General features: G+C 65.1%; 22 protein-coding genes and 1 pseudogene. 13 read left to right on the top strand and 10 right to left on the bottom strand.

All coding sequences use genetic code 11. The features are described from left to right. Positions 1-88: 88 nt before the first annotated feature. The 3 genes from U5A58_RS07870 to U5A58_RS07860 all read right to left on the bottom strand — a co-directional run bounded on the left by U5A58_RS07870 (position 89) and on the right by U5A58_RS07860 (position 2,460). Positions 89-577: a Dps family protein gene (locus tag U5A58_RS07870; RefSeq protein WP_158756997.1), complete on the bottom strand. Its 489-nt coding sequence runs from the start codon at positions 575-577 to the stop codon at positions 89-91. Positions 578-747: 170 nt separating this feature from the next. Next, the gene (locus U5A58_RS07865; protein WP_321961008.1) at positions 748-924 is read right to left on the bottom strand and encodes a hypothetical protein; all 177 of its coding nucleotides are present in this window, start codon (positions 922-924) and stop codon (positions 748-750) included. 96 nt (positions 925-1,020) lie between these two features. Then, complete coding sequence (locus tag U5A58_RS07860; RefSeq protein ID WP_321961007.1) at positions 1,021-2,460, bottom strand: catalase; 1,440 nt, start codon at positions 2,458-2,460, stop codon at positions 1,021-1,023. Here U5A58_RS07860 and U5A58_RS07855 point away from each other — a divergent pair. After that, complete coding sequence (locus tag U5A58_RS07855) at positions 2,459-2,914, top strand: hypothetical protein (RefSeq protein ID WP_321961006.1); 456 nt, start codon at positions 2,459-2,461, stop codon at positions 2,912-2,914. The two genes, U5A58_RS07860 and U5A58_RS07855, sit on opposite strands and share 2 nt — an antisense overlap. Here the strand turns inward: U5A58_RS07855 and U5A58_RS07850 are convergent. Together U5A58_RS07850 and recG are read right to left on the bottom strand one after the other, a co-directional pair. Further along, on the bottom strand, positions 2,857-3,816 hold the full coding sequence (locus tag U5A58_RS07850) for a hydrogen peroxide-inducible genes activator (RefSeq protein WP_069268466.1): 960 nt from the start codon (positions 3,814-3,816) through the stop codon (positions 2,857-2,859). The genes U5A58_RS07855 and U5A58_RS07850 overlap by 58 nt on opposite strands. Before the next feature lie 159 nt (positions 3,817-3,975). After that, positions 3,976-6,267 (bottom strand): ATP-dependent DNA helicase RecG, encoded by a 2,292-nt coding sequence (gene recG, locus U5A58_RS07845; protein WP_415774190.1) that lies wholly within the window; start codon positions 6,265-6,267, stop codon positions 3,976-3,978. 284 nt (positions 6,268-6,551) lie between these two features. Here recG and queA point away from each other — a divergent pair, with 284 nt between their 5' ends. The 5 genes from queA to secF all read left to right on the top strand — a co-directional run bounded on the left by queA (position 6,552) and on the right by secF (position 12,695). Continuing rightward, positions 6,552-7,613: a tRNA preQ1(34) S-adenosylmethionine ribosyltransferase-isomerase QueA gene (gene queA / locus U5A58_RS07840; RefSeq protein WP_321961004.1), complete on the top strand. Its 1,062-nt coding sequence runs from the start codon at positions 6,552-6,554 to the stop codon at positions 7,611-7,613. A gap of 141 nt (positions 7,614-7,754) precedes the next feature. Then, positions 7,755-8,954, top strand: a complete 1,200-nt coding sequence (gene tgt, locus U5A58_RS07835; RefSeq protein ID WP_321961003.1) for a tRNA guanosine(34) transglycosylase Tgt — start codon at positions 7,755-7,757, stop codon at positions 8,952-8,954. Positions 8,955-9,174: 220 nt separating this feature from the next. Further along, positions 9,175-9,504 (top strand): preprotein translocase subunit YajC, encoded by a 330-nt coding sequence (gene yajC / locus U5A58_RS07830; RefSeq protein ID WP_028201984.1) that lies wholly within the window; start codon positions 9,175-9,177, stop codon positions 9,502-9,504. A 167-nt stretch (positions 9,505-9,671) separates the two neighbouring features. Further along, the gene (secD, locus tag U5A58_RS07825) at positions 9,672-11,729 is read left to right on the top strand and encodes a protein translocase subunit SecD (RefSeq protein ID WP_321961002.1); all 2,058 of its coding nucleotides are present in this window, start codon (positions 9,672-9,674) and stop codon (positions 11,727-11,729) included. Positions 11,730-11,744: 15 nt separating this feature from the next. Beyond that, on the top strand, positions 11,745-12,695 hold the full coding sequence (secF, locus tag U5A58_RS07820; protein ID WP_321913156.1) for a protein translocase subunit SecF: 951 nt from the start codon (positions 11,745-11,747) through the stop codon (positions 12,693-12,695). Between the two features lie 87 nt (positions 12,696-12,782). Here the strand turns inward: secF and U5A58_RS07815 are convergent, their stop codons facing one another. Together U5A58_RS07815 and U5A58_RS07810 are read right to left on the bottom strand one after the other, a co-directional pair. After that, positions 12,783-13,358: a YceI family protein gene (locus U5A58_RS07815; protein ID WP_321961237.1), complete on the bottom strand. Its 576-nt coding sequence runs from the start codon at positions 13,356-13,358 to the stop codon at positions 12,783-12,785. Between the two features lie 39 nt (positions 13,359-13,397). Beyond that, positions 13,398-13,997 (bottom strand): YceI family protein, encoded by a 600-nt coding sequence (locus tag U5A58_RS07810; RefSeq protein ID WP_321961001.1) that lies wholly within the window; start codon positions 13,995-13,997, stop codon positions 13,398-13,400. 383 nt (positions 13,998-14,380) lie between these two features. Between U5A58_RS07810 and U5A58_RS07805 the strand changes: the two genes are divergently transcribed. The 5 genes from U5A58_RS07805 (at position 14,381) to U5A58_RS07785 (ending at position 19,709) form a co-directional block, all read left to right on the top strand. Further along, positions 14,381-15,190: a paraquat-inducible protein A gene (locus tag U5A58_RS07805; RefSeq protein WP_321961000.1), complete on the top strand. Its 810-nt coding sequence runs from the start codon at positions 14,381-14,383 to the stop codon at positions 15,188-15,190. Further along, entirely contained in the window at positions 15,187-15,849 is a 663-nt protein-coding gene (locus tag U5A58_RS07800; protein ID WP_321960999.1) for a paraquat-inducible protein A, read from the top strand. The genes U5A58_RS07805 and U5A58_RS07800 overlap by 4 nt, the downstream gene beginning before the upstream one ends. Then, positions 15,842-17,455, top strand: a complete 1,614-nt coding sequence (locus U5A58_RS07795) for an intermembrane transport protein PqiB (RefSeq protein ID WP_321960998.1) — start codon at positions 15,842-15,844, stop codon at positions 17,453-17,455. The genes U5A58_RS07800 and U5A58_RS07795 overlap by 8 nt, the downstream gene beginning before the upstream one ends. Then, the gene (locus U5A58_RS07790; protein WP_321960997.1) at positions 17,452-18,156 is read left to right on the top strand and encodes a PqiC family protein; all 705 of its coding nucleotides are present in this window, start codon (positions 17,452-17,454) and stop codon (positions 18,154-18,156) included. The genes U5A58_RS07795 and U5A58_RS07790 overlap by 4 nt, the downstream gene beginning before the upstream one ends. Positions 18,157-18,392: 236 nt before the next feature. Then, the gene (locus U5A58_RS07785) at positions 18,393-19,709 is read left to right on the top strand and encodes a class I SAM-dependent RNA methyltransferase (RefSeq protein WP_321960996.1); all 1,317 of its coding nucleotides are present in this window, start codon (positions 18,393-18,395) and stop codon (positions 19,707-19,709) included. 60 nt (positions 19,710-19,769) lie between these two features. On the opposite strand, the gene U5A58_RS07780 is transcribed toward U5A58_RS07785, so the two are convergent. Next, the gene (locus U5A58_RS07780) at positions 19,770-20,561 is read right to left on the bottom strand and encodes a glycosyltransferase family 2 protein (protein WP_321960995.1); all 792 of its coding nucleotides are present in this window, start codon (positions 20,559-20,561) and stop codon (positions 19,770-19,772) included. Between the two features lie 225 nt (positions 20,562-20,786). Here U5A58_RS07780 and U5A58_RS07775 point away from each other — a divergent pair, with 225 nt between their 5' ends. Next, positions 20,787-21,176 (top strand): VOC family protein, encoded by a 390-nt coding sequence (locus tag U5A58_RS07775; protein ID WP_042262509.1) that lies wholly within the window; start codon positions 20,787-20,789, stop codon positions 21,174-21,176. Positions 21,177-21,266: 90 nt separating this feature from the next. Continuing rightward, positions 21,267-21,959: pseudogene (locus U5A58_RS07770) on the top strand (helix-turn-helix transcriptional regulator); the annotation flags it as partial. Between the two features lie 80 nt (positions 21,960-22,039). On the opposite strand, the gene U5A58_RS07765 reads toward U5A58_RS07770, so the two are convergent. Both U5A58_RS07765 and U5A58_RS07760 read right to left on the bottom strand, forming a co-directional pair. Beyond that, a complete protein-coding gene (locus U5A58_RS07765; RefSeq protein ID WP_321960994.1) occupies positions 22,040-23,494 on the bottom strand; it encodes an NAD(P)(+) transhydrogenase (Re/Si-specific) subunit beta in 1,455 nt (484 codons plus the stop codon). Then, on the bottom strand, positions 23,495-23,824 hold the full coding sequence (locus tag U5A58_RS07760; protein ID WP_158756979.1) for an NAD(P) transhydrogenase subunit alpha: 330 nt from the start codon (positions 23,822-23,824) through the stop codon (positions 23,495-23,497). Positions 23,825-23,833 lie beyond the last annotated feature (9 nt).

Here is a 23,833-nt window from a genome sequence, read left to right as displayed (position 1 = left end):
GCGCAAAATACAAAGGCCCGCCGGACGTCCGGCGGGCCTTTCACTGCCCTTCCCGTGCGGCGCCGCTATGCCGCTGCGCCGCTGCGCATCAAGCCAGCAGCGAGCGCAGCATCCACGCGGTCTTTTCGTGCGTCTGCATGCGTTGCGTGAGCAGGTCGGCGGTCGGTTCGTCGTTGGCCGCTTCCGTCGACGGGAAGATCGCGCGCGCGGTGCGCACCACGGCTTCCTGGCCTTCCACCAGTTGGCGGATCATGTCTTCCGCGTTCGGCACGCCGTCCGCCTCGGGAATCGACGAGAGCTTCGCGAATTCCTTGTAGCTGCCCGGCGCATGCACGCCCAGCGCACGAATGCGTTCGGCGATTGCGTCCACGGCCAGTGCGAGTTCGTTGTACTGCCCCTCGAACATCAGATGGAGCGTGTTGAACATCGGCCCCGTCACGTTCCAGTGGAAGTTGTGCGTCTTCAGATACAGCGTGTAGGTGTCTGCGAGCAGGCGCGAGAGACCATCCGCAATCTTCTTGCGATCCTTGTCGCTGATGCCGATGTTCACGTGCTGTACGGTTGCTTTTTTGGCCATGACGACTCCTTGTGTAGCAGTGAGACTACGCGTGCGTGTTGCGATCCGGTTGCGTCGCCTGGCGCCTCTCGATAATGGCGCGCGAACGCTCGATCGGCCGTCAGTGTAGCCTGGAAATATCGGAAACCCGGTTCATCCGGCCCTACTGCCGAGCAACGTGCGCAGCACGTTTAGTGCCCCGTGAAGTGCGCAAGGGCTTGCATGGCGATCGCCACGAAGCCGCTCGCCACAATCGCGAAACCCACCACGCGGCGCACGATCTGCGTGCCTTCCGCGCGCGTGCGCGCCATCGTGGCGGCCTCGCCTCGTCCCACGGTCCTGAGGGTCATCGTCATCGTTCGGGTCATGATCGTGCTCCTTTGGTGCTTCGGTGCTTCCTGGAAGTCCTGCTTCGGGCGCGGCTCGTTGTCCCGGCGTTGTGACAACAAACCGCGCCTTCCACCTTATTTAGCCAGCTTCGCGATCGCGTCGGTCACGCCTTGCGCATACGCCAGATCGGCGCGGCGGAAGTGCTCGATCTGGCGCGCCACGATCTCCGCGGGCACACCGCTGATGTGTCGCGCGATGTTCGCGAAAAGCCGTTCGCGCTGTCCCGCGTCGAAGAGCCGGAACAGCGCGCCCGGCTGGCTGTAGTAGTCGTCGTCTTCGCGGTGATCGTAGTGATCGACCGCACCCGCGGCGAGCGGCGGCTCACCGGCCTGCGGACGCTGGGCGAAGTCGCCGAATCGGCTCGGCTCATAGTTCACGTTGCCGCCCAGGTTGCCGTCGGTGCGCATGGCGCCGTCGCGGTGGAACGAGAGGAACGGGCAACGCGGCGCATTCACCGGAATCTGGTGATGGTTCACACCAAGCCGATAGCGCTGCGTGTCGCCATACGAGAACAACCGCCCCTGCAACAAGCGATCCGGCGAGAAGCCGATGCCCGGCACCACGTTCGCCGGCGTGAAAGCGGCCTGCTCGACATCGGCGAAATAGTTCTGCGGATTGCGGTTCAACTCGATCGTGCCGACGTCGATCAACGGATAGTCCTTGTGCGGCCAGACCTTCGTGATGTCGAACGGGTTGTACGGCACGTTCGCCGCATCGGCCTCGGGCATCACCTGAATACGGAAGTGCCACTTCGGGAAATTACCCTTCTCGATCTCGTTGAACAGATCGCGCTGCGCCGATTCGCGGTCATGAGCAACCACCTGCGCCGCTTCGGCATCGCTGTAGTTCTCGACGCCCTGCGCCGACTTGAAGTGGAACTTCACGTAAAAGCGCTCGTTATTCGCGTTGATGAACGAGAACGTGTGCGAGCCGAAACCGTGCTGCTGGCGATAGTTCTTCGGAATGCCGCGATCGCTCATGAGGATCGTCACCTGATGCAACGACTCCGGGTGACGCGACCAGAAGTCCCACGCGGCCACGTTGCTGCGCATGTTGGTGCGCGGATCGCGCTTTTGCGTGTGGATGAAGTCCGGAAACTTGAGCGGATCGCGAATGAAAAACACCGGCGTGTTGTTGCCGACGATGTCCCAGTTGCCCTCTTCCGTATAGAACTTGATCGAGAAGCCGCGCACGTCGCGCTCCGCATCGGCCGCGCCGCGCTCACCCGCCACGGTCGAGAAACGGATGAAGAGCGGCGTTTCCTTGCCGACTTCGCCGAACACCTTGGCCTTCGTATAGCGCGAGATGTCGTGCGTGACCTTGAGCGTGCCGAACGCGCCCGAGCCCTTCGCGTGCACGCGGCGCTCGGGAATTACTTCGCGATCGAAGTGTGCGAGCTTTTCGAGCAGCCACACGTCTTGCAGCATCACGGGGCCACGCGGGCCCGCGGTGAGGGAGTTCTGGTTATCGACGACGGGTGCGCCGGCTGCCGAGGTGAGAGTACGGTCGGTCATGCTGGATTCCTTTCTTGCTTGCGGGTGTGTTCTGGAATGCGGTGAATGCTGCGGCGCGCTGGCGCGAGAGCGTCAGGCGGACAACGCGCGGTCAACAAGCAGCGAGAACCACACGGTGCGAAGGCCGGAATCGGCGCGTGCCGAGGTGCTGGGTGCGGGCGTGTTCGAGTGGGTGGTTTGCATCGCTTCCTCCAGTTGGGTTGCCGGTTGGTGTCGGTTGGAGGAAACTGTATCAAATACTATCGATATCGATAATTTGATTTATTTAATCTATCGAATAGACGTTGATTATTGGGGTCGCAAGAAACGTAAGGAGAGGGAACTGTGGCGCGGGCGAATGCCGCGCCAGAGAGGAAAACGCGCCGCGCAGCCCGAAAGCGCAGGGCGCGATGACAGTCAGGCCGCCTCGGCGGGCGCCTCGATCTTCTTCACGCCGGGCAACTCGCAGGCGTGAATGGCGTCGACGATCGCCTCGATCGCCGGCATGCGCGTAAAGCTCTTGCGCCATGCGAGCACCACGCGGCGGTCCGGCACCGGCTCGTCGAACGGCACGTACGACAGCAGCCCGGAATCGACGCCGCCCGCGTGCGGCTTCACCTCGGTCACCGACATGCGCGGCAGCACGGTAATGCCGACACCACTCGCGACCATATGCCGGATGGTTTCCAGCGACGAGCCTTCGAAGGTCTTCTGGATGCCGTCGGCGTTTTGCGAAAAGCGCATCAGTTCCGGGCACACGCCCAGCACGTGGTCGCGGAAGCAATGGCCGCTGCCGAGCAGCAGCATCGTTTCCTGCTTGAGGTCGTCCGGGTCGATCTTCGGACGCTGTTCCCAAGCATGGCCCGAAGGCAGCGCCACAACGAACGGCTCGTCGTAGAGCGGCCGCAGCGTGAGGCCGGTTTCGGGGAACGGCAGCGCCATGATCGCCACGTCGATCTCGCCCTGCTTGAGCAGTTCGATGAGCTTGAGCGTGTAGTTCTCCTGCAGCATGAGCGGCATTTGCGGCACGCGCTTGATCATCTGCTTGACGAGCGTGGGCAGCAGGTACGGCCCGATCGTGTAGATCACGCCGAGGCGCAGCGGCCCCACGAGCGGGTCCTTGCCCTGCTTGGCGATTTCCTTGATCGCGAGCGTCTGCTCGAGCACACGCTGCGCTTGCGTCACGATCTGCTCGCCGATGGGCGTCACGCTCACTTCGCTCGTGCCGCGCTCGAAGATCTGCACATTCAGTTCGTCTTCGAGCTTCTTGATGGCGACCGAAAGGGTCGGCTGGCTCACGAAGCAGGCTTCCGCGGCCCGTCCGAAGTGGCGCTCTCGAGCTACCGCGACAATGTATTTCAATTCAGTGAGCGTCATTCGGGGACCAATCAAAAAGGGTGATTCAATAGCTTGTACTTATACACCTATGGCGGCGATTCGCCAATAATCAACACCCCTATGCGGGGCGTGATCAAAGCAAAAGGGTCAGACGGCGTTGTCGCGCGCAGGTTCCGCGCAATGCGCTAAATGGACTATTTACGCTTTCAGATATTGCTCGCGCGCGCCGAGCCAGCGGTTCAGATGCTGCGTGACGACGTGCGGAAACTCGTGCAGCAGGCGATCGGCGGCGCCGCGCGCGGGCTCGATGAGCCATGCGTCGTTTTCGAGGTTCGCAAAGCGCAGCATCGCCGCGCCGGATTGACGCGCGCCGAGGAATTCGCCGGGGCCGCGGATCTCGAGGTCCTTGCGCGCGATCTCGAAGCCGTCGGTCGTTTCGCGCATGGTTTGCAGACGTGCGCGGCCCGTGAGCGACAACGGCCCCGTGTAGAGCAGCACGCACACCGAAGCGGCGCTGCCCCGCCCCACGCGCCCGCGCAACTGGTGAAGCTGCGCGAGGCCGAAGCGCTCGGCGTGCTCGATCACCATCAGCGAGGCGTTGGGCACGTCCACGCCCACCTCGATCACCGTCGTCGCCACGAGCAGTTGCACTTCGTTGCGTGAAAACGCATCCATGACGGCGGCCTTATCCGTGGAAGCGAGGCGCCCGTGCACGAGGCCCACGGTGAGTTCCGGCAGCGCGGCCACGAGTGTTTCGTAAGTCTCGACGGCCGTTTGCAGCTGCAACGTCTCGCTTTCCTCGATCAGTGGACATACCCAGTACACCTGACGACCCGTGAGCGCCGCCGCGCGCACGCGCGCGATCACTTCCTCGCGGCGCGCGTCGGAGATGAGCTTCGTGAGGATCGGCGTGCGGCCGGGCGGCAGCTCGTCGATGGTCGAGACGTCGAGGTCCGCGTAGTAAGTCATGGCGAGCGTGCGCGGAATGGGCGTGGCCGACATCATCAGCTGATGCGGCTGGAACTCGCGATGCGCCTGATCCGGAGACTTCGCGTTCTGTGCCTTGGCGCGCAACGCGAGCCGCTGCTCGACGCCGAAGCGATGCTGCTCGTCGACGATCACGAGGCCGAGGCGCGCGAATTCCACGGCCTCCTGAATGATCGCGTGCGTGCCGATCACGAGCTGCGCCGTGCCGAGCGCCGCGGCTTCGAGCGCCGCGCGCTTTTCCTTCGCCTTCAGGCTGCCCGCGAGCCACGCCACCTGCACGCCGAGCGGCTCGAGCCAGCCGCGCAGCTTGCGCGCGTGCTGTTCCGCGAGAATTTCGGTCGGCGCCATGAGCGCGGCCTGATAGCCCGCGTCGATGGCCTGCGCGGCCGCGAGCGCCGCGACCACGGTCTTGCCGCTGCCGACGTCGCCTTGCAGCAGGCGCTGCATCGGGTGCGGCTGCTCGAGATCGTGAGCGATTTCGGCCACCACGCGCTCCTGCGCGCCGGTGAGCGTGAACGGCAGCGCGCCGCGCAGACGCGCGAGCAGCGTTTCCTCGCTCTTGCGCCCCGCGACATGCCGCGCCATCGCGGGCGCAGCGCGCGTGCGGCGCTCTTCGTGCGCGCGCTTGAGCGACAGTTGCTGCGCGAGCAGTTCCTCGAACTTGATGCGGGTCCACGCGGGATGCGTGCCTTCGATGAGCGCGTGCTCGTCGGCGTTCACGGGCGGGTGGTGCAGGGTCTTGACCGCGTCCATGAGCGGCGGCACGTCCAGCGGCGCCATGAACTCGTGCGCCACGGTTTCGGGCAGGAGTTCGGGCAAATGTGCGCGCGACAGCGCGTTGTCGATCGCCTTGCGCAGATACGCCTGACTCACGCCCGCCGTGGACGGATACACCGGTGTGAGCGCTTGCGGCAGCGGCGCGTCGCCTTCCACGACCTTCACCGCCGGATGCACCATCTCCATGCCGAAGAAACCGCCGCGCACGTCGCCGCGCACGCGCAGACGCTTGCCGATCGCCATCTGCGCGACCTGCGAACCGTAGAAGTTCAGGAAGCGCAGATGCAACTCGTCGCCGTTGTGGTCCTGCAGTTTCACGAGCAGTTGGCGGCGCGGACGGTAGGCGATCTCGTTATCGAACACCACGCCTTCGGTTTGCGCGACGCCGCCCGGCAGCAGTTCGCCAATAGGCGTGAGCGTGGTCTCGTCCTCGTAGCGCATCGGCAGATGCAGCACGAGGTCGATGTCGCTGCGCAGGCCGAGCTTGGCGAGGCGGTCGGCGGTTTTGGTGAGCTTGGGCTTGTCTTTGGCTGCGGCTTTTTCTGCGGCCGCATCTGCGCCCTTTTCCGCGGACTTCTTTGCAGCGCGTTTGCGCGCGGGCGATGCGGCCCCTTGCGCCGCCTCCGGTTGCCGCGCCCGCGCGCCGCTCTCGGGCGTACGCGCGTCGTCGGGCGCGTCGCTCGCGGCATCGGGTTCGGACATCAATCGGCTAACGGATGAGGGCATGGGCAGCTTGCAAGTACAATATCGGCTTTCCGGCATGGCGCGGCGCGTGCAGCGCGACGGCCTTTGCCATCGGGCGCATGTCGCACAAGCGCATGCCCCGCAATCATAGCTGTGTCGATCCGGAGTTAGGGCTTTAGCCCTTACTCCGGTCCCATGCAACCTGGTTGCCCAGTGAACGTGGGCGGCCATTGCAGCCGCTTTTGGGGGCGCAACCGTTTGACGGTTCGGCCCAGTAAAGCCGCCGCGCGCCGGGCCTCCGGCGCATTTCCGTTACTTCAGGCCGCATGTTCAAGCTTTCCGATTTCGATTTCGACCTCCCCGAGGAACTGATCGCGCAGACCGCCCTGCCCGAGCGCAGCGCAAGCCGTCTGCTGGAGGTCGACAACACCACCCAACCTGCGCGATTTACCGACCGCCGCTTCTCCGAGCTGCCCGCGTGCATCGCGCCGGGCGACCTGCTTGTCTTCAACGATACCAAGGTGCTGAAGGCGCGTTTCTTCGGCCAGAAGGCCAGCGGCGGCAAGATCGAGGTCCTCGTGGAGCGCCTGACCGGCGCGCGCTCGGCACTCGCGCAAATCCGCGCGAGCAAGAGCCCGGGCCCCGGCACGGTGCTGCGCCTCGCCGATGCGTTCGAAGTGACGGTTGGCGAGCGCGTCGATCAGTTCTACACGCTGCACTTTCCCGACGACTGCCTCACGCTGATCGAGCAACACGGCCGTCTGCCGCTGCCGCCCTATATCACGCACGACGCCGACGCGAGCGATGAAACGCGCTATCAAACGGTGTTCGCGCAAAATCCGGGCGCGGTGGCCGCGCCCACGGCGGGCCTGCACTTCGACGACGCCCTGCTCGCGCAACTCGACGCGCAAGGCGTGGAGCGCGCCACGCTCACGCTGCACGTGGGCGCGGGCACATTCCAGCCGGTGCGCGTGGAGAACATCGCCGAGCACAAGATGCATAGCGAGTGGTATGAGCTGCCGCAGTCGCTCGTCGACAAGATCGCCGCCACGCGCGCACGCGGCGGCCGCGTGATCGCGGTGGGCACGACCTCGATGCGCGCGCTCGAAGCCGCCGCGCGCGACGCCGACCGCGAAGGCCGCGCACTCGCGGCCACGCAGGCGGAAACCGATATCTTCATCACGCCCGGGTATCAGTTCCGCGTGGTCGACCGGCTCGTCACGAACTTCCACCTGCCGAAATCGACGCTCCTGATGCTCGTATCGGCATTCGCGGGCATCGAAACGATCCGCGCGGCGTATCGTCATGCGATTGCCGAGCGGTATCGGTTCTTTAGTTACGGCGACGCGATGCTGCTCACCAGAACAGACGACGCGCTGAACAAGTAACGCCCACGCTTTCCAGGCCGTCACGCGACAGACAAATGCGCGGCGGCGTTTCATCATCTGCGCCGGACTTGTCGACTGGCGTTAGCGCTTTAGCGCTTACGCCAGTCCCACGCAGAGCGCCGGTTGCACAGGAGTCCACGCATGACCGACGGTCATCAAAACAACGCACGCGCCGAACACGGCGCATATCTGGGCGAACGCCCGCAAAACGGCCTGAAATTCGAGCTGCTCGGCACCGACGGCCTCGCGCGCCGCGGCCGCGTGACGCTCAATCACGGCGTGGTCGAAACGCCGATCTTCATGCCCGTGGGCACCTACGGCACCGTGAAGGCCACGCAGCCGCGCGAGCTCGAGGAAATGAAGGCGCAGATCATCCTCGGCAACACTTTCCACCTGTGGCTGCGCCCGGGCCTGGAAACGATCGAGGCGCACGGCGGCCTGCACCGCTTCATGGGCTGGAACCGGCCCATCCTCACCGATTCGGGCGGTTTCCAGGTGTTCTCGCTCGGCGACCTGCGCAAGATCTCGGAAGACGGCGTGCGCTTCGCGTCGCCCGTGAACGGCGACAAGCTGTTCCTCTCGCCCGAAGTGTCGATGCAGATCCAGAAGGTGCTGAACTCGGACATCGTCATGCAGTTCGACGAGTGCACGCCCTACGCGACCAACGGCGTGCCGACCACGCACAAGGAAGCCGCCGACTCCATGCGCATGTCGATGCGCTGGGCGCAGCGCTCGATCGACGAATTCAACCGTCTCGGCAACCCGAATGCCTTGTTTGGCATCGTGCAAGGCGGCATGTTCGAGGACCTGCGCGACGAATCGCTTGCCGGCCTCGCGCAGATGCCGTTCCACGGCTACGCGATCGGCGGTCTTTCGGTGGGCGAGCCGAAGGAAGACATGATGCGCGTGCTCGAACACATCGCGCCGAAGCTGCCCGCCGACAAACCGCACTACCTGATGGGCGTGGGCACGCCGGAAGACCTGGTGGCGGGCGTGGCCGCGGGCGTCGACATGTTCGACTGCGTGATGCCCACGCGCAATGCCCGCAACGGCTGGATCTTCACGCGCTTTGGCGACATCAAGATCCGCAACGCCGTGCACCGCAACTCGCTGCGCCCGCTCGACGAGCAATGCGGCTGCTACACCTGCCGCAACTTCACGCGCGGCTACCTGCACCATCTGCACCGCGTGGGCGAGATCCTCGGCGCGCAGCTCAACACGATCCACAATCTGCATTACTACCTGGAACTGATGAGCGAGATGCGCGCGGCCATCGAAACGAAGACGTTCGCGGCGTTCCGCCAGCGTTTCGCCGAGCAGCGCGCACGCGGCGTGGACTGAGGCCAGTCGCCAGACATTACAATAACCTTTCGCAACATTGGCGCAGAGAAGGCAATCGCTGCGCTCGACCCACCCCGGTTTCACGCACAAGCATGCCGCGCCGGGGCGGGATTCGAGATAAGCACTTGATCGCAAAGCCTATTTTGCGTCATCGTCGCGATGAATGCCGGTGGTAGAATAACCGGCTCGCTTTTTGATCGTAAAAAACGGAGAGACCAACGTGTCGTTCATTTCCAATGCCTTCGCGCAAGGCAGTGCAGCAGGTGGTGCCGAATCGAGCCTCATGAGCTTCCTGCCGCTCATTCTGATGTTCGCCGTGCTGTACTTCATCATGATCCGTCCGCAGATGAAGCGTCAGAAGGAACATCGCAACATGCTCTCGGCCATGGCCAAGGGCGACGAAGTGATCACGAGCGGCGGCATCGTCGGCAAGGTGACCAAGGTCAGCGAAGCTTACGTGGGCGTCGAAATCGCTGATGGCACGGAAATCACCGTGCAAAAGTCGTCGGTCTCGACCATCCTGCCGAAGGGCACGATCAAGTCGCTGTAAAGCTTCATTGCATCATCGAGGCCGTTGCCTCCGAAAGAACGGCCTCGCGCGCCCGGCCCGCCCTCGCAGCCACTGACCAGAAAACGTCAATGCAGGAACGCCCCGAAGGCAACGCCGGACGCGCACGCAGCGCTTAAGGCCATTCCCCTCCCCCGTTGGGTCAACCAATGAACCGTTATCCCCTCTGGAAATATGTCGTGATGCTGGTGGCGCTCGTCATCGGCTTCGTGTACACATTGCCCAATTTCTTCGGCGAAGCGCCCGCGGTCCAGGTGTCGAGCGGCAAGGCCACGGTCAAGCTCGACTCGGGCACGCTTGCCCAGGTCGAAGCCGCACTCGCCGCGAACAATATCAAGGCGACCGACCTCACGTTCGACAACTCGTCGATGAACGCGAACATCCGCGTGCGCGTCGCCGACACGGACACGCAGCTGCGCCTGAAAGACGCGCTCAACCACGCGCTGAACGCCGACCCGAGCGACCCGCAGTACATCGTCGCGCTGAACCTGCAGAGCGCCTCGCCGCGCTGGCTCAGCTCGCTGCACGCGTTGCCGATGTATCTCGGCCTCGACCTGCGCGGCGGCGTGCACTTCCTGCTCCAGGTCGACATGAACGGCGCGCTCAACAAGAAGCTCGACTCCGACGCTTCCGACGTGCGCACGCTCCTGCGTGACAAGAACATCCGCGACGGCGGCGTGAACCGCGTGAACCAGTCGGTGGTCGTCAATTTCGCCGACGCCGACGTGGCCGAGCAGGCGCGCAAGGTCCTCGCGGGCTCGGGCGGCATTACCGAGCTGCAGTGGGCCACGCAGAACAACCCTGAAGGCGGCGTGCAGCTCGTCGGCACGTTCACGCCGGCCGTGAAGACGGCGGTTCAGCAGGCCGCGCTCAAGCAGAACATCCAGACGCTCCATAACCGCGTGAACGAGCTTGGCGTGGCCGAGCCCGTGATCCAGCAGCAAGGCGACGACCGTATTGTGGTCGAGCTGCCGGGCGTGCAGGACACCGCGAAGGCGAAGGACATCATCGGCCGCACGGCGACGCTCGAAGCGCGCCTCGCCGACCCGATGGGCCTGCATCCGGACGTGAACGCGCCGGTGCCGCCGGGCGACGAGCTCTTCACGCAAGGCAACGCCGCACCGGTGCTGCTGCGCAAGCAGGTGATCTTCACCGGCGACCGCATCATCGACGCTTCGGCGGGCTTTGACGAGCATCAGCGTCCGTCGGTCAACATCCGCCTCGACTCGGCGGGCGGCCGCGCGGTGCGCGCCGTCTCGCGCGACAACATCGGCAAGCCGATGGCGATGGTGCTGTTCGAAAAGGGCAAGGGCGAAGTGCTGACGGTGGCGACCATCCAGTCGGAACTGGGCGACCGCTTCCAGATCACGGGCCAGCCCACGCCGCAGGCCGCCGCCGACCTCGCGCTGCTGCTGCGCGCAGGCTCGCTTGCCGCGCCGATGGACATCATCGAGGAACGCACGGTTGGCCCGAGCCTTGGCGCGGACAACATTCGCAAGGGTTTCGACTCGGTGATCTACGGCTTCGCCGCCATCGCCGTGTTCATGATCGCGTACTACATGCTGTTCGGCGCGATCTCGATGATCGGCCTTTCGGTGAACCTGCTGCTGCTCGTGGCGGTGCTCTCCATGCTGCAGGCCACGCTCACGCTGCCGGGTATCGCGGCTATCGCGCTCGCGCTCGGTATGGCCATCGACGCGAACGTGCTCATCAACGAGCGCGTGCGTGAAGAACTGCGTCACGGCGCGCCGCCGCAACTGGCCATCCAGAACGGCTACGCGCACGCCTGGGCGACGATTCTCGACTCGAACGTGACCACGCTCATCGCCGGTCTCGCGCTGCTCGCGTTCGGTTCGGGCCCGGTGCGCGGCTTCGCGATCGTGCACTGTATCGGCATTCTCACGTCGATGTTCTCGGCCGTGTTCTTCTCGCGCGGTCTCGTGAACCTCTGGTACGGCGGCAAGAAGAAGCTCAAGTCGCTCGCGGTAGGTCAGGTGTGGCGTCCGGAACCCGATGAAGGCACGCCCGCGCTCGCAGGCGCCGACGCCGGCACGGACACGGGCCGCGCGGTCGCTGCAAACGCCGCGAAGCGCGAACCGGCCAAGGCCGGTGTGAAGGGCGCCACGCGCGCCAAGCCGGTTGTGCGCCGCCGCGACGCCCAGGGCGGCACCGGCGGTTCGGGCAACAACACCGGCTCGTCCCGCTGATACGGAGTCAAGAACATGGAATTTTTCCGCATCCGCAAAGACATCCCGTTCATGAAGCACGCGTTGATCTTCAACGCGATCTCGCTGATTACCTTCATTGCGGCGGTGTTCTTCCTCTTCCACCGTGGCCTGCATCTGTCGATCGAGTTCACGGGCGGCACGGTCATCGAAGTGCAGTACCCGCAGGCCGTGCAGCTCGAGCCGCTGCGCGACTCGCTCACGAAGATCGGCTACGGCGACGCCCAGGTGCAGAACTTCGGCACCTCGCGCGACGTGCTGATCCGCCTGCCGCTCAAGACGGGCCTGAGCTCGGCGCAACAAAGCGACCAGGTGATGGCCACGCTCAAGGCGGCGGACCCGCAAGTGCAGTTGCAGCGCGTGGAGTTCGTCGGGCCGCAGGTCGGCAAGGAACTCGCCACCGACGGCCTGCTCGCGCTCGCCTGCGTGGTGGCGGGCATCATCATCTACCTGTCGTTCCGCTTCGAATGGAAGTACGCCGTGGCCGGCGTGATCGCGAACTTGCACGACGTCGTGATCATTCTGGGCTTCTTCGCGTTCTTCCAGTGGGAGTTCTCGCTCTCGGTGCTCGCGGCGGTGCTCGCCGTGCTCGGCTACTCGGTGAACGAATCGGTCGTTATCTTCGACCGGATTCGCGAGACCTTCCGGCGCGAGCGCAAGATGAGCGTCACCGAAGTCATCAACCACGCGATCACGAGCACGATGTCGCGAACCATCATCACCCACGGCTGTACGGAAATGATGGTGCTCTCGATGTTCTTCTTCGGCGGCCCGACGCTGCACTACTTCGCGCTGGCCCTGACGGTGGGTATTCTCTTCGGCATTTACTCGTCGGTGTTCGTCGCGGCGGCGCTCGCGATGTGGCTCGGCGTGAAGCGCGAAGACCTCGTGAAGGACAAGAAGGAAAAGTTCGATCCGAACGATCCGAACGCGGGCGCGCAGGTTTAAGCGGCGCACCAGCAAAAAAGCCGGTTCTCACGAACCGGCTTTTTTTTCGTGCATACGCAACGGCCTTCGCCGCTCCGTCGTTTCCGCCTACTGCTTGATGCCTTCGGCCTGGATATGGAGCGTGGTCTTCATCTTGAAGCCGTACTTCTTGCCCGAGTCCATGCCGAAGTCGTCGCGGTTGAATGCGGCTTCGGCCTCCACGCCGCACACCTCGCGTTTGAGCACCGGGTGCGGCATGCATTTGAACGACGCGATCTCGAGCTTGAGCGGCCGCGTCACGCCGTGCAGCGTCAACTCCCCGATCACCTCTTTGGGCGTATCGCCGTTGAAGACGATGCGCGTGCCCTTGTAGGTGGCCGTGGGGTACTTCGCGACATCGAAAAAGTCGTCGCCCACCAGATGCTGGTCGAGCTGCGGATTGCCGGTCTGGATCGATGCCGGATCGATTGCCACGTCCACGGTGCCCGTTTTCGCCGCTCGGTCCAGCGTGACCGTGCCTGTGGTCTTCGTGAACTTGCCGCGCCACGTGGAAAGGCCGCCGAAGTGGTCGGCCTCGAAGCTCGGAAACGTGTGGTTCGGGTCAAGCTGGTAAGTGTCGGCGGCGCGTGCGGCTTGCGTCACCAAGGCGGCCAGCGATACCACGGCGGCCCCAGCGGCCATCATGACGACCTTGTTCAAAGGCATCTCCTTGAAGCCGTCGTTCTACTTGTGCGCGACGACGATATGAAATTTGATCAGCACTGCGTCGGCGACGATCGAGGTGTCTTTCCACTCGCCGGTGCCGATTTCGAAGGCGAGCCGATGGACAGGCAGCGTGCCGTCGAACGTCTGCGTCCCGCCCTGCTGCGTGAGCACGACGGGCACGGCCACGTTCTGCGTATGCCCCTTGATCGTGAGTTTGCCGCTCACGCTGTACTGGTTCGTTCCGGTCGACGTGACGGCGGTCGAGACGAAGGTTGCCTGCGGGAACGTCTTCGCGTCGAACCATTCGGGCCCGCGCACCGAATCGTTGTAGGTCTGATCGCCCAGATCATAGCTCGCCGTGTCGACCGTGATCTTCGCGGTGCCGCCGGCGGGCTTGCCCGGGTCGAAGTCGATCTGCGCGTCGAACTTCGTGAAGCTGCCCTGCACAGGCACGTTCATCTGGCGCGACACGGCAACGATCGTGCTCTTCGCCGCGTCGAGCTGCGCGTGGGCGGCCCCGCCGGCGAGCAGCGCCGCAGCGGCCCCGGCACACAGCGTCGCGGCCCGGACGGCCGGCTGCCATCGATAAGAACGAATCCACCTCGACAATGCGTCCATGATCGTCTCGCCTTGATTGCGTAGTCGTTCGCTTCGTGAACTGGCTTCGGCCACGTTCCGCAGCCATCCTGTCCCATGCCCGAAAGATAGTCCAGATTGAGTGACAGCAAACATCTGCAGATAAGCGCCCGGTCACTGCGATCCTCGCACGCGAGAACGGCGCAAACGTGGCACACTCGCAGCCCGCTCGTCGCGCGGGCGAGCGCCGCCCGGCTGTCGCACCCGGCCGCCTGCTGCGCGGCGGACCTGTCCGGGCCCGCGGCTCGTTGCGGCACGCCGCCGGGCGCGTTTGGTAACATGGCGCGAGGCGCTGTCAGCACCTTCCGGCATGCGCGCCGCCGTCGCGCGTCTTTCGTTCACGTCGTTTTGCGTCACCTGCCCGCATGGCCCAGGACAAACTGATCGCGTGTCACGATTGCGACGCGCTCTACCGCAAACCGCGGCTGCTCGGCCGCCAGACAGCGCGCTGCTCGCGCTGCGGCGCCACGCTCTACAGCAGCGCCGCGTCCCAGATCGACCGCATCTGCGCCATGACGATCGCGGCGCTCGTCACCTTCATCATCGCCCAGTCGTTCCCGATCATCGAGCTCGATGCGAACGGTATCACTACGGAGTCGAGCCTGTTCGGCGCCCTCGTGGTGCTCTGGCACGAGGACATGGAGATCATCGCGGTAATCGTGTTCTGCGCAACCATCCTCTTTCCGCTCACGGAGATGGTGGCGCTGCTCTACGTCCTGCTGCCGATACGGCGCGGCTTCATTCCGCCAGGCTTCAACCTCGTGCTGCGCGCCATCCAGTTCGTGCGGCCCTGGGGCATGCTCGAGGTGTTCATGCTGGGCGTGCTCATCACCATCGTGAAAATGGTGAGCCTCGCGCGGGTCATTCCCGAAACCGCGCTCTTCGCCTTCGGCACGCTCACGCTGATGTTCACCGTGGTCGTCACGTTCGACGCGCGCACGCTCTGGGACATCGCCGACAGCCTGCGCGACGCCGCACGCGCGGCGCGCGAGGGCGGCGCGGGTCCGGGCGCGCAGGCGGGCGGCGCCGACGGTCCGCAATCGCCACAATCGCCGCAAACGCCGTCGCCGGCCGCGCCCCACCCGCTCGCCGAGCCCGAGATCCGCGCGCCAGGCGCAGGCGCGCAAGACCCGGCGCCGCCGCGCGGCGGCCCGCTCCCCAAGGGGCCCCGATGAAATACCAGACCGCCACCGACGCCGGCTACATCGCCTGCCACGCCTGCGGGCACGTGCAGCCACACGAGCGCGCGCGCCAGCACGTTCGCTGCGCACGCTGCGGCTCGCCCGTGCACGAGCGCAACCCGGACAGCATCATGCGCACGTGGGCGCTCCTCATTGCCGCGGCGCTGCTCTACATTCCCGCGAACCTGCTGCCCGTGATGCATACGTCCTCGCTCGTCGGCGACGAGGACGACACCATTATGAGCGGCGTGGTCTACTTCTGGACCTCCGGGGACTGGCCGCTCGCCGTGATCGTTTTCATCGCGAGCATTCTCGTTCCCATGCTCAAGCTCTCGGTGCTGGCGCTGCTCGCGTTCACCTCGCAGCGGGGCTCGAAATGGCGGCCGGTCGAACGCACGAAGCTCTACCGGCTCGTCGAATTCATCGGGCGCTGGTCGATGCTCGACGTGTTCGTTGTCACGCTAACCGTCGCGCTGGTACGCTTCCAGTCGCTTGCGGTCATCACGGCGGGCCCCGGCGCGATCGCGTTCGGCTCGGTCGTGATCCTGACGATGATCGCCTCCATGCAGTTCGATCCGCGCCTGATCTGGGATCCGGTGGACGAAGACAAACACAAACCTGCGCAACACTCTCAGGATCAACCCCATGAATAGTCCGAAAGGACCGACCCCGCCCAATCTGCCGGAGCCGGAGATCGTCAAGCCGCGGCGCTGGCTCCCCTCGCTCGTCTGGATCGTGCCGATCGTCGCGGCGCTGATCGGCGTGGCGCTCGTCGTGAAGTCGGTCGCCACGCGCGGGCCGACCATCACGATCAGCTTCGTGAGCGCCGAAGGGCTCGAGCCCGGCAAGACCAAGGTCAAGTACAAGGACGTGGACATTGGCTCGGTGCGCGCGATCAAGCTCTCGCCCAACCTTTCGCATGTGATCGTCACGGTCGAGCTGACCAAGGACGCCGAACGATTCGCCGTGAAGGACAGCCGCTTCTGGGTCGTGCGCCCGCGCGTGGGCGCAAGCGGCGTTTCGGGCCTCACCACGCTGCTCTCGGGCTCGTATATCGGCGCGGACGCCGGCCGCTCGCAGGATTCGCAAAGCGATTTCGTCGGGCTCGAAGCGCCGCCAGCGGTGACCATCGACGAAAAAGGCCATCGCTATACGTTGCACAGCGGGACACTCGGCTCGCTCGACATCGGCACGCCGATCTTCTTCCGGCGCATTCAGGTTGGTCAGGTCACAGGCTATTCGCTCGACAAGGACGGCACCGGCGTCACGGTGCAGGTGTTCGTGAGCGCGCCCTTCGATCAGTACGTGGGCACCAACACGCGCTGGTGGCACGCGAGCGGCGTGAACGTGCAGCTCGATTCGAACGGCATCAAGGTCAACACGCAGTCGCTTGCCACGATCGTGGTGGGCGGCCTCGCGTTCCAGGCGCCGGCCGGCCAGTCCATGGGCCCGCAGGCGCCCGACAACGCCACCTTCGCGCTTGCCTCCGACGAAACCGAGGCAATGCGCGAGCCGGACGGCGCGCCACAACGCGTGGTCATGTACTTCAACCAGTCGTTGCGCGGCCTTTCGGTTGGCGCGACGGTCGATTTCCGCGGCATCGTGCTCGGCCAGGTGACCGACATCGGCATCGAGTACGACCCGAAACAGCACAACTTCACGATGCCCGTGACGATCGACCTCTACCCGCTGCGCCTGTCGCGCCGCATCCGCGGCGAAGCGCCAGCGCCGCATACGCCGCAAAGCCAGGAGCTGATCAAGCGGCTCGTCGCGCGCGGCCTGCGCGGCCAGTTGCGCACCGGCAACCTGATCACGGGGCAGCTTTACATTGCGCTCGACATCTTCCCGAAGGCGGGACCGGCGACGATCGACTTCAACCACGATCCGCTCGAACTGCCGACGGTGCCGAATTCGCTCGAAGAGCTGCAGCAGCAGGTGGCGGACATCACGAAGAAGCTCAACCAGATTCCGTTCGACAAGATCGGCAACAACCTGAACGAGTCGCTCAAGAACGCCAACCAGCTGTTCGGCAAGGTGAACGAGCAGATCCTGCCGCAGCTGCAAGGCACGCTCGACGAAGCGCAGAAGACCTTCAACGCCGCGCAGTCCACACTGCAGCAGGATTCGCCGCTGCAGTCCGACGTGCACCAGGCGATGCAGGAACTCACGCGTACGCTGCAATCGCTCAACGCGCTCGCCGATTACCTGGAGCGCCATCCCGAATCGCTGCTGCGCGGCAAATCTGGAGACAAGCCATGACGTTCCGACGCGTCCCCTCTCTTGCCGCGCTCGGCGCGCTGGTCATCGCAGCCGCGCTGGCAGGCTGCAGCTCGCCCGCCAGCCGGTTCTATACACTCAGCCCGACCGACGACACCGCCCGCACCGCTGCCGCACCAACCGCGGGCAACGCGCAGTGGCTGATCGAGCTGGCGCCCGTGGATGTTCCGCCGCAGGTCGCCAAAGCGCAGATGGTCGTGCAAACCGACGCCAACCAGGTGCGCGTACTCGAGCAGGAGCGCTGGGCTTCGATGCCCGGCGACGAGATCCGCCGCGCACTCTCGGGCGACCTCACGCAGCAGCTCGGCACCATCGACGTGTACGGCTCGCCGCATCCCGAGGGCGTGCCCGTGTACCGCGTAAGCGTGAATGTGCAGCGCTTCGAATCGTGGCCGGGCTCGCATGCGCTGATCGACGCCGTGTGGAGCGTGCGCGCACTCAACACGGAAACGGTCCTGACCTGCCGAAGCGTGCTCAACGAGAAGGTGGGCGACGGCTACGACGCGCTTGTAATCGGACACCGGCAGGCGGTCGAGGCGCTCTCGCAGTCGATCGCGAGTGGCGTGCGCGCACTCGCGGCCGCACCGCGCGTGAGCACGCCAGCGAATGGCGCGAAGGCCGGCGCGCGCGCGAAACCGGCGCCGAGCGTCGCCTGCCCGCAGATGGCGGCCGTCGTTGGCTGAGTTGGCGGCTTGCTGACGGGGACCTAGGGCGTGCCTGATCCGTAGGCTCCGATAGTGATCGGGAGCCAATAAAAAGAGGCCGCACGCATTGCGTCCGGCGCAGGGCAAGTGACGAGGCAAATGGCGGCCACATGCGGGCATTGAGCGATCTCCCGCAGCGGAGGCGGCATGCAGGCCTGGCCGGCCCCGCAACCCGCGTACAATAGCGCCTTCCCCGCAGCGTCCCATCCTCGTTCATGTCTTTCGATTTCTTTGCCCCCTGCCCGCGCGGCCTCGAAGCCGCGCTCGCCGCCGAACTGGCCGAAACCGCACAACGGCGCCTGCCGCCCGGCGCACTCCAGGTCGGCGCCGAGGTGCCCGGCGGCGTGCATTTCCGCGGCAACTGGGCCGGCGGCATCGCCGCCAACCTGCATTCGCGCATTGCGAGCCGCGTGCTGCTGAAGATCGCCCAGCGCCCCTACCGCAGCGAACAGGACATCTACGCGCTCGCGCGCGAGCAGCAGTGGGAGAAGTGGTTCTCGGCGAACGAGACGATCCGCATCGACATCACCGCGATCAAGTCGCCGCTGCGCAGCCTCGAATTCGCCACGCTGCGCGTGAAAGACGCGATCTGCGACCGCATGCGCGAAAAGGCCGGTGCGCGTCCGAGCGTCGATACCGCCTACCCTGATGTGCGCATCTTCGCCTTCCTCACCGCGAACGAGTGCACGCTCTATCTCGACACGTCGGGCGAGCCGCTCTTCAAGCGCGGCTGGCGTCTGGACAAGGGCGCTGCCCCGCTGCGCGAGAACCTCGCTGCGGGCATCCTGCGCCTCACGGGCTGGACGCCCGGCACGCCGCTCTACGACCCGATGTGCGGCAGCGGCACCTTCCTCGCGGAAGCGGCGCAAGTCGCGCTCGACATCGCGCCTGGACTCGATCGCCGCTTCGGCTTCGAGTCGCTCAAGCAGGCCGACATGGCCGCGTGGCGGCACCTCAAGAGCGAGGCGAACACCGCGCGCAATCTCGCGCAAAGCAAGACCAGCGATCTGCTGATCTATGGCAGCGACATTTCCGACGTCATGCTGGAAAAGGCGCGCGCGAACTTCAAGCGCGCGGGCTTCGGCAACGTGGCGCTCAAGCAGCTCGATGCGCGCAATATGACGCCGCCCGCGGCTGCGCCCGGCATTCTCGTGGCCAATCCGCCGTACGGCGAGCGTATCGAAGTGCGGGGCCGCAATGCGCGCGGCGAGGCGCGCCCGACGGCGCGCGAACTGCGCGGTGACGAAGACGAGGGATTCCGCCGCGCCAAGGACGACGCGCCCGACGCCGAGTTCTTCCAGGCGCTCGGCGACGCGCTCAAACAGCGCTTCACGGGCTGGCGCGCCTTCGTCCTCACCTCGGACCGCAAGCTGCCGGGCCTGTTGCGCCTGCGCGAAGCCGCCAAGACGCCGCTCTTCAATGGCGCGCTCGAATGCCGCCTGTTCCGCTTCGACCTGATCGCGGGCAGCGTGCGTCAACGTCCGGCCAGCGGCGGCACGAACTCCGCTGCCGGCAACGACAACGCCAGCTGACACTGGCGCACGGCGCGCACGGCGGGTGAGGATTTCACCCGCCGCCGCGCCGCGCGTGGCTCAGCCCTGCGCCACCGCAGGCGCGTCCTGCGCGTTCAGCGCCAACGGATACCCTTCGTACTCCGGAAACATCTTCTGCACCGTGAACGCCGGCATTGAATAGCGCGAAAAGCAGCGCGAGGTCGAAGCCGGATGGATCAGGTGCAGGCAGCTCGCCTGCGTGTCGTCCGCCGCGAGCACCTTGCGGCCCGCTTCGACAATGCGGCGGATAAAGCTCTCGTCTTCGCTCAGGTCGATATCGTCGAAGCGCGCCTGTTCGAAAAGCGCCTTGCGATACACGTACGAGAACCCGTAGAAAAGGATGAAGTCCGCGCCGATCTTCATCTTGTCGTGGAACTCGACCGTCGCGACGCTATTGCCAGTCAGCACATAGTGCAGCCCCACGCGTGCGTTCAGGTCCATGTAGCCAAAGAACCGCGTATGCGGCGCGAACATCCAGAACGTCGCGAGCTTCATGAGGTCCGCACCGTTCTCCTCCAGCATGCGCACCATGCCCGCGAGATAGTGCGAGGCATAGTGGTCGTCGTCGTCGAAGTGGGCAATCAGCGCGCCGCGCGCCTCGTTCACAAGAAAGTTGCGTTTGCCGCCGATCGACATGCGCGTTTTCGACCAGTAGTAGCGCACACGCGCGTCACGCTTCGAGAGCGCGCTCAGGAAGGCGCTGGGTTGCGGGCTGTCGTCGAGGATGAGCCATTCCCACGCCACGCGCTGTCGCTGGATGCAGCGCCAGATGGCCGGCAGAAAAGCTTCGCGGTTGCCCGTGGGCGTAATGATCGAGACGGTGGGAGACATGCGGGTGCGGGGATATCGAACCCTTCGATTACAGCAGAGCCGCGCCGAAGTCTCTCTCGAAAACATTCGAAACAGCCCCGGAGACTCGACCGGCGCAGCACGACAAACCTACTGACAACACGCTGTCAGCAGCCCCCTGGCACACTGCTTTTACGCCATCCGGCGAGGCTGCCGCCGCCCGGCTGCCGCCATTCACCGTCCGCCGTTGCCTTCGAGGAGTGCACCGTGTCTACCGATCTGTCCCGTGTGATCTCGTGGTTCGAAATTCCCGCGCACGACCTGGAGCGTGCCGCCCGCTTTTACGAAACCGCCTTCGACACTGCGCTGCAGCGCGAAGTGGTCGGCGGCGTCCCGATGGCGCTGTTCGCTCACACCGATACTGAAACGGGCGGGTGCATCGTGTTCAATCCGCACGACGCGAAGCCCGATCCGAAGGGCGTACTCGTGTATCTGAACGCCCAGCCTTCGGTCACGGCCGTGCTCGACCGAGTGGAAAAAGCCGGTGGCAAGCAGCAGGGGCCCGCTGTCGAGTTGCCGAACAACTACGGCTATATCGGCTTCTTCATCGATACCGAAGGCAACCGCGTCGGCCTGCACGCGCCGAAGCTCGGTTGATCGCTGCCGGGCGCCGCGCGCGCGCCCGGCGCTATCATCTGTAGTTATCCAGAACACCGCGCCGATCACCGCGCCCGCCTTCGCAACCGCCCAGCCATGACCCGCCGCGCCGACCGCCTTTTTCGCATCGCCGAACTGCTGCGCGGCCGGCGTCTCACTACCGCCCAGCAGCTGGCCGACTGGCTCGAAGTGTCGCCGCGCACGGTCTATCGCGACGTGCGCGACCTGCAGCTCTCGGGCGTGCCGATCGAAGGCGAGGCGGGCATTGGCTACCGGCTCGCGCGCACGGCGAGCCTGCCGCCGCTCACCTTCACCGCCGACGAACTCACCGCGCTCGCCGTGGGCGCACGCATGGCCGAGTCGTGGGGCGGCGCGGCGCTCGCGAGCGGCGCACGCGGCGCGCTCGCGAAGATTGCCGCAGCCATGCCCGCGGAAAAGCGCGCCGTGCTGGAACGGCTTGCCGTGTTCGCGCCGGCCTATCACATGGATCACGCGTTCTCCGACAAGCTCGACGCGCTGCATCGCGCCGTCGACACGCGGCTCGTCGTGCGCTTCGCGTACTGCGACCGCATTGGCGCGCATACTGAGCGGCGCATCTGGCCGCTTGGGCTCGTGTACTGGGGCGCGCAGTGGACCGTGGGCGCGTGGTGCGAAATGCGCGAGGACTTTCGCAACTTCAACATCGCGCGCATGGAAAACGTGGAAGTGCTCGAACAATTTCCCGACGTGAGCGGGCGGCGGCTCGCCGACTATTTGCGCCGCGTGAATGCGCCTTCGCTGTGAGCGGTCGCCAGAATGCGGCCGCTTATGAAAAAGGCGCGCATCGCTGCGCGCCTTTCGGGTGGGTTTGAAGCAAGCGGCGCTTATTCCACCGCTTTCACCATCTCCTCGATCACCTTCTTCGCGTCGCCGAACACCATCATCGTCTTGTCCATGTAGAACAGTTCGTTGTCGAGGCCCGCATAACCGGCGGCCATCGAACGCTTGTTCACGATGATCGTGCGCGCCTTGTACGCCTCGATGATCGGCATGCCTGCGATCGGCGACTTCGGATCGTTCTTCGCCGCCGGATTCACCACGTCGTTCGCACCGAGCACGAGCACGACGTCGGTCTGGCCGAACTCGTTGTTGATGTCCTCCATCTCGAACACGAGGTCGTAGGGCACTTCGGCTTCCGCGAGCAGCACGTTCATGTGGCCCGGCATGCGGCCCGCCACCGGGTGGATCGCATAACGCACGTCCACACCCTTTTCGACGAGCTTGTCGGTGAGTTCCTTCAACGCATGCTGCGCGCGCGCCACCGCGAGGCCGTAGCCCGGCACGATGACGACGCTTTCCGCATTGCCGAGCATGAACGCGGCATCATCGGCCGAACCCGACTTCACCGGCCGCTGCTCCTGCGCCCCGCCCGCCGCCGCCGCGCCTGCCTCGCCGCCGAAGCCGCCCAGCAGCACGTTGAAGAACGAGCGGTTCATCGCGTGGCACATGATGTACGAGAGGATCGCGCCTGAAGAACCCACGAGCGACCCCGCAATGATCAGCATGGCGTTGTTCAGCGAGAAGCCAATGCCCGCCGCCGCCCAGCCCGAGTACGAGTTCAGCATCGAGACGACCACCGGCATGTCCGCGCCGCCGATCGGGATGATGATGAGCACGCCCAGCGCGAACGCGATCAGCGTCATGATGATGAACGGCAGCCACGACTGCGTGAGGAAGAACAGAATGCCGAAGCCGATCATGCCGATCGCGAGCATCAGGTTGATCAGATGCTGGCCCGGATAGACCACCGGCGCGCCCTGAAACAGCCGGAACTTGTACTTGCCCGAGAGCTTGCCGAACGCGATGACCGAACCGCTGAAGGTAATCGCGCCCACGAACGTGCCGATGAACAGCTCGATGCGGTTGCCGTACGGCAGGAAGCCCGGATACGGCGCGTCTTCTGCGACCAGGCCGAACGCGGCCGGCTCAGAAACGACCGCATACGCGATGCACACCGCCGCGAGACCGATCAGCGAGTGCATGGCCGCGACGAGTTCGGGCATCTTCGTCATCTCGACGCGTGCGGCGACATAAGCCCCAAGGCCGCCGCCCACCACGAGCGCCGCGAACAGCAGCATGAGGCCGAGCCCGAGATTCGAGCCGAACTGTGCGGACTCCTTCACGATCAGCGCAAGGGTAGTAAGAATGGCGATGGCCATGCCGACCATGCCGAACACGTTGCCGGCGCGTGCGCTCTTCGGGTTGGACAGCCCCTTGAGCGCCTGGATGAAGCAGACCGACGCCACCAGGTAAAGCAGCGTAACGACGTTCATGCTCATTTACGCGCCCTCCTTGCTGGCAGGAGAGGATAGCTTTTTCGGTTCCTTCTTGCGGAACATCTCCAGCATTCGCCTCGTGACGAGGAACCCGCCGAACACATTCACGGCCGCGAGCAGCACGGCAAACGTGCCGAAAAACTTGCCTGGGCCGCCGACAGTGAGCCCGGTGGCGAGCATCGCGCCCACGATCACGATCGCCGAGATCGCATTGGTCACGGCCATGAGCGGCGTATGCAGCGCGGGCGTGACGTTCCAGACCACGTGATAGCCCACGTACACGGCCAGCACGAAGATGATCAGGTTGATGACGGTATGGTTGATAACTTCCATTCCTGTTCT

The organism is Paraburkholderia sp. J7, assembly GCF_905220155.1.
Taxonomy (GTDB): Bacteria; Pseudomonadota; Gammaproteobacteria; order Burkholderiales; family Burkholderiaceae; genus Paraburkholderia.
The sequence above is the reverse complement of the archived record's forward strand: the minus strand, read 5'-3'. Positions and strand labels throughout refer to the sequence as shown.

Excerpts from the sequence above, each read along its gene's own strand:
- U5A58_RS07870 (WP_158756997.1), bottom strand. The coding sequence starts at position 577 with ATGGCCAAAAAAGCAACCGTACAGCACGTGAACATCGGCATCAGCGAC.
- U5A58_RS07865 (WP_321961008.1), bottom strand. The coding sequence starts at position 924 with ATGACCCGAACGATGACGATGACCCTCAGGACCGTGGGACGAGGCGAG.
- U5A58_RS07855 (WP_321961006.1), top strand. The coding sequence starts at position 2,459 with ATGCTGGATTCCTTTCTTGCTTGCGGGTGTGTTCTGGAATGCGGTGAA.
- U5A58_RS07860 (WP_321961007.1), bottom strand. The coding sequence starts at position 2,460 with ATGACCGACCGTACTCTCACCTCGGCAGCCGGCGCACCCGTCGTCGAT.
- U5A58_RS07850 (WP_069268466.1), bottom strand. The coding sequence starts at position 3,816 with ATGACGCTCACTGAATTGAAATACATTGTCGCGGTAGCTCGAGAGCGC.
- recG (WP_415774190.1), bottom strand. The coding sequence starts at position 6,267 with ATGCCCTCATCCGTTAGCCGATTGATGTCCGAACCCGATGCCGCGAGC.
- queA (WP_321961004.1), top strand. The coding sequence starts at position 6,552 with ATGTTCAAGCTTTCCGATTTCGATTTCGACCTCCCCGAGGAACTGATC.
- tgt (WP_321961003.1), top strand. The coding sequence starts at position 7,755 with ATGACCGACGGTCATCAAAACAACGCACGCGCCGAACACGGCGCATAT.
- secD (WP_321961002.1), top strand. The coding sequence starts at position 9,672 with ATGAACCGTTATCCCCTCTGGAAATATGTCGTGATGCTGGTGGCGCTC.
- secF (WP_321913156.1), top strand. The coding sequence starts at position 11,745 with ATGGAATTTTTCCGCATCCGCAAAGACATCCCGTTCATGAAGCACGCG.
- U5A58_RS07815 (WP_321961237.1), bottom strand. The coding sequence starts at position 13,358 with ATGATGGCCGCTGGGGCCGCCGTGGTATCGCTGGCCGCCTTGGTGACG.
- U5A58_RS07810 (WP_321961001.1), bottom strand. The coding sequence starts at position 13,997 with ATGGACGCATTGTCGAGGTGGATTCGTTCTTATCGATGGCAGCCGGCC.
- U5A58_RS07805 (WP_321961000.1), top strand. The coding sequence starts at position 14,381 with ATGGCCCAGGACAAACTGATCGCGTGTCACGATTGCGACGCGCTCTAC.
- U5A58_RS07800 (WP_321960999.1), top strand. The coding sequence starts at position 15,187 with ATGAAATACCAGACCGCCACCGACGCCGGCTACATCGCCTGCCACGCC.
- U5A58_RS07795 (WP_321960998.1), top strand. The coding sequence starts at position 15,842 with ATGAATAGTCCGAAAGGACCGACCCCGCCCAATCTGCCGGAGCCGGAG.
- U5A58_RS07790 (WP_321960997.1), top strand. The coding sequence starts at position 17,452 with ATGACGTTCCGACGCGTCCCCTCTCTTGCCGCGCTCGGCGCGCTGGTC.
- U5A58_RS07785 (WP_321960996.1), top strand. The coding sequence starts at position 18,393 with ATGTCTTTCGATTTCTTTGCCCCCTGCCCGCGCGGCCTCGAAGCCGCG.
- U5A58_RS07780 (WP_321960995.1), bottom strand. The coding sequence starts at position 20,561 with ATGTCTCCCACCGTCTCGATCATTACGCCCACGGGCAACCGCGAAGCT.
- U5A58_RS07765 (WP_321960994.1), bottom strand. The coding sequence starts at position 23,494 with ATGAGCATGAACGTCGTTACGCTGCTTTACCTGGTGGCGTCGGTCTGC.
- U5A58_RS07760 (WP_158756979.1), bottom strand. The coding sequence starts at position 23,824 with ATGGAAGTTATCAACCATACCGTCATCAACCTGATCATCTTCGTGCTG.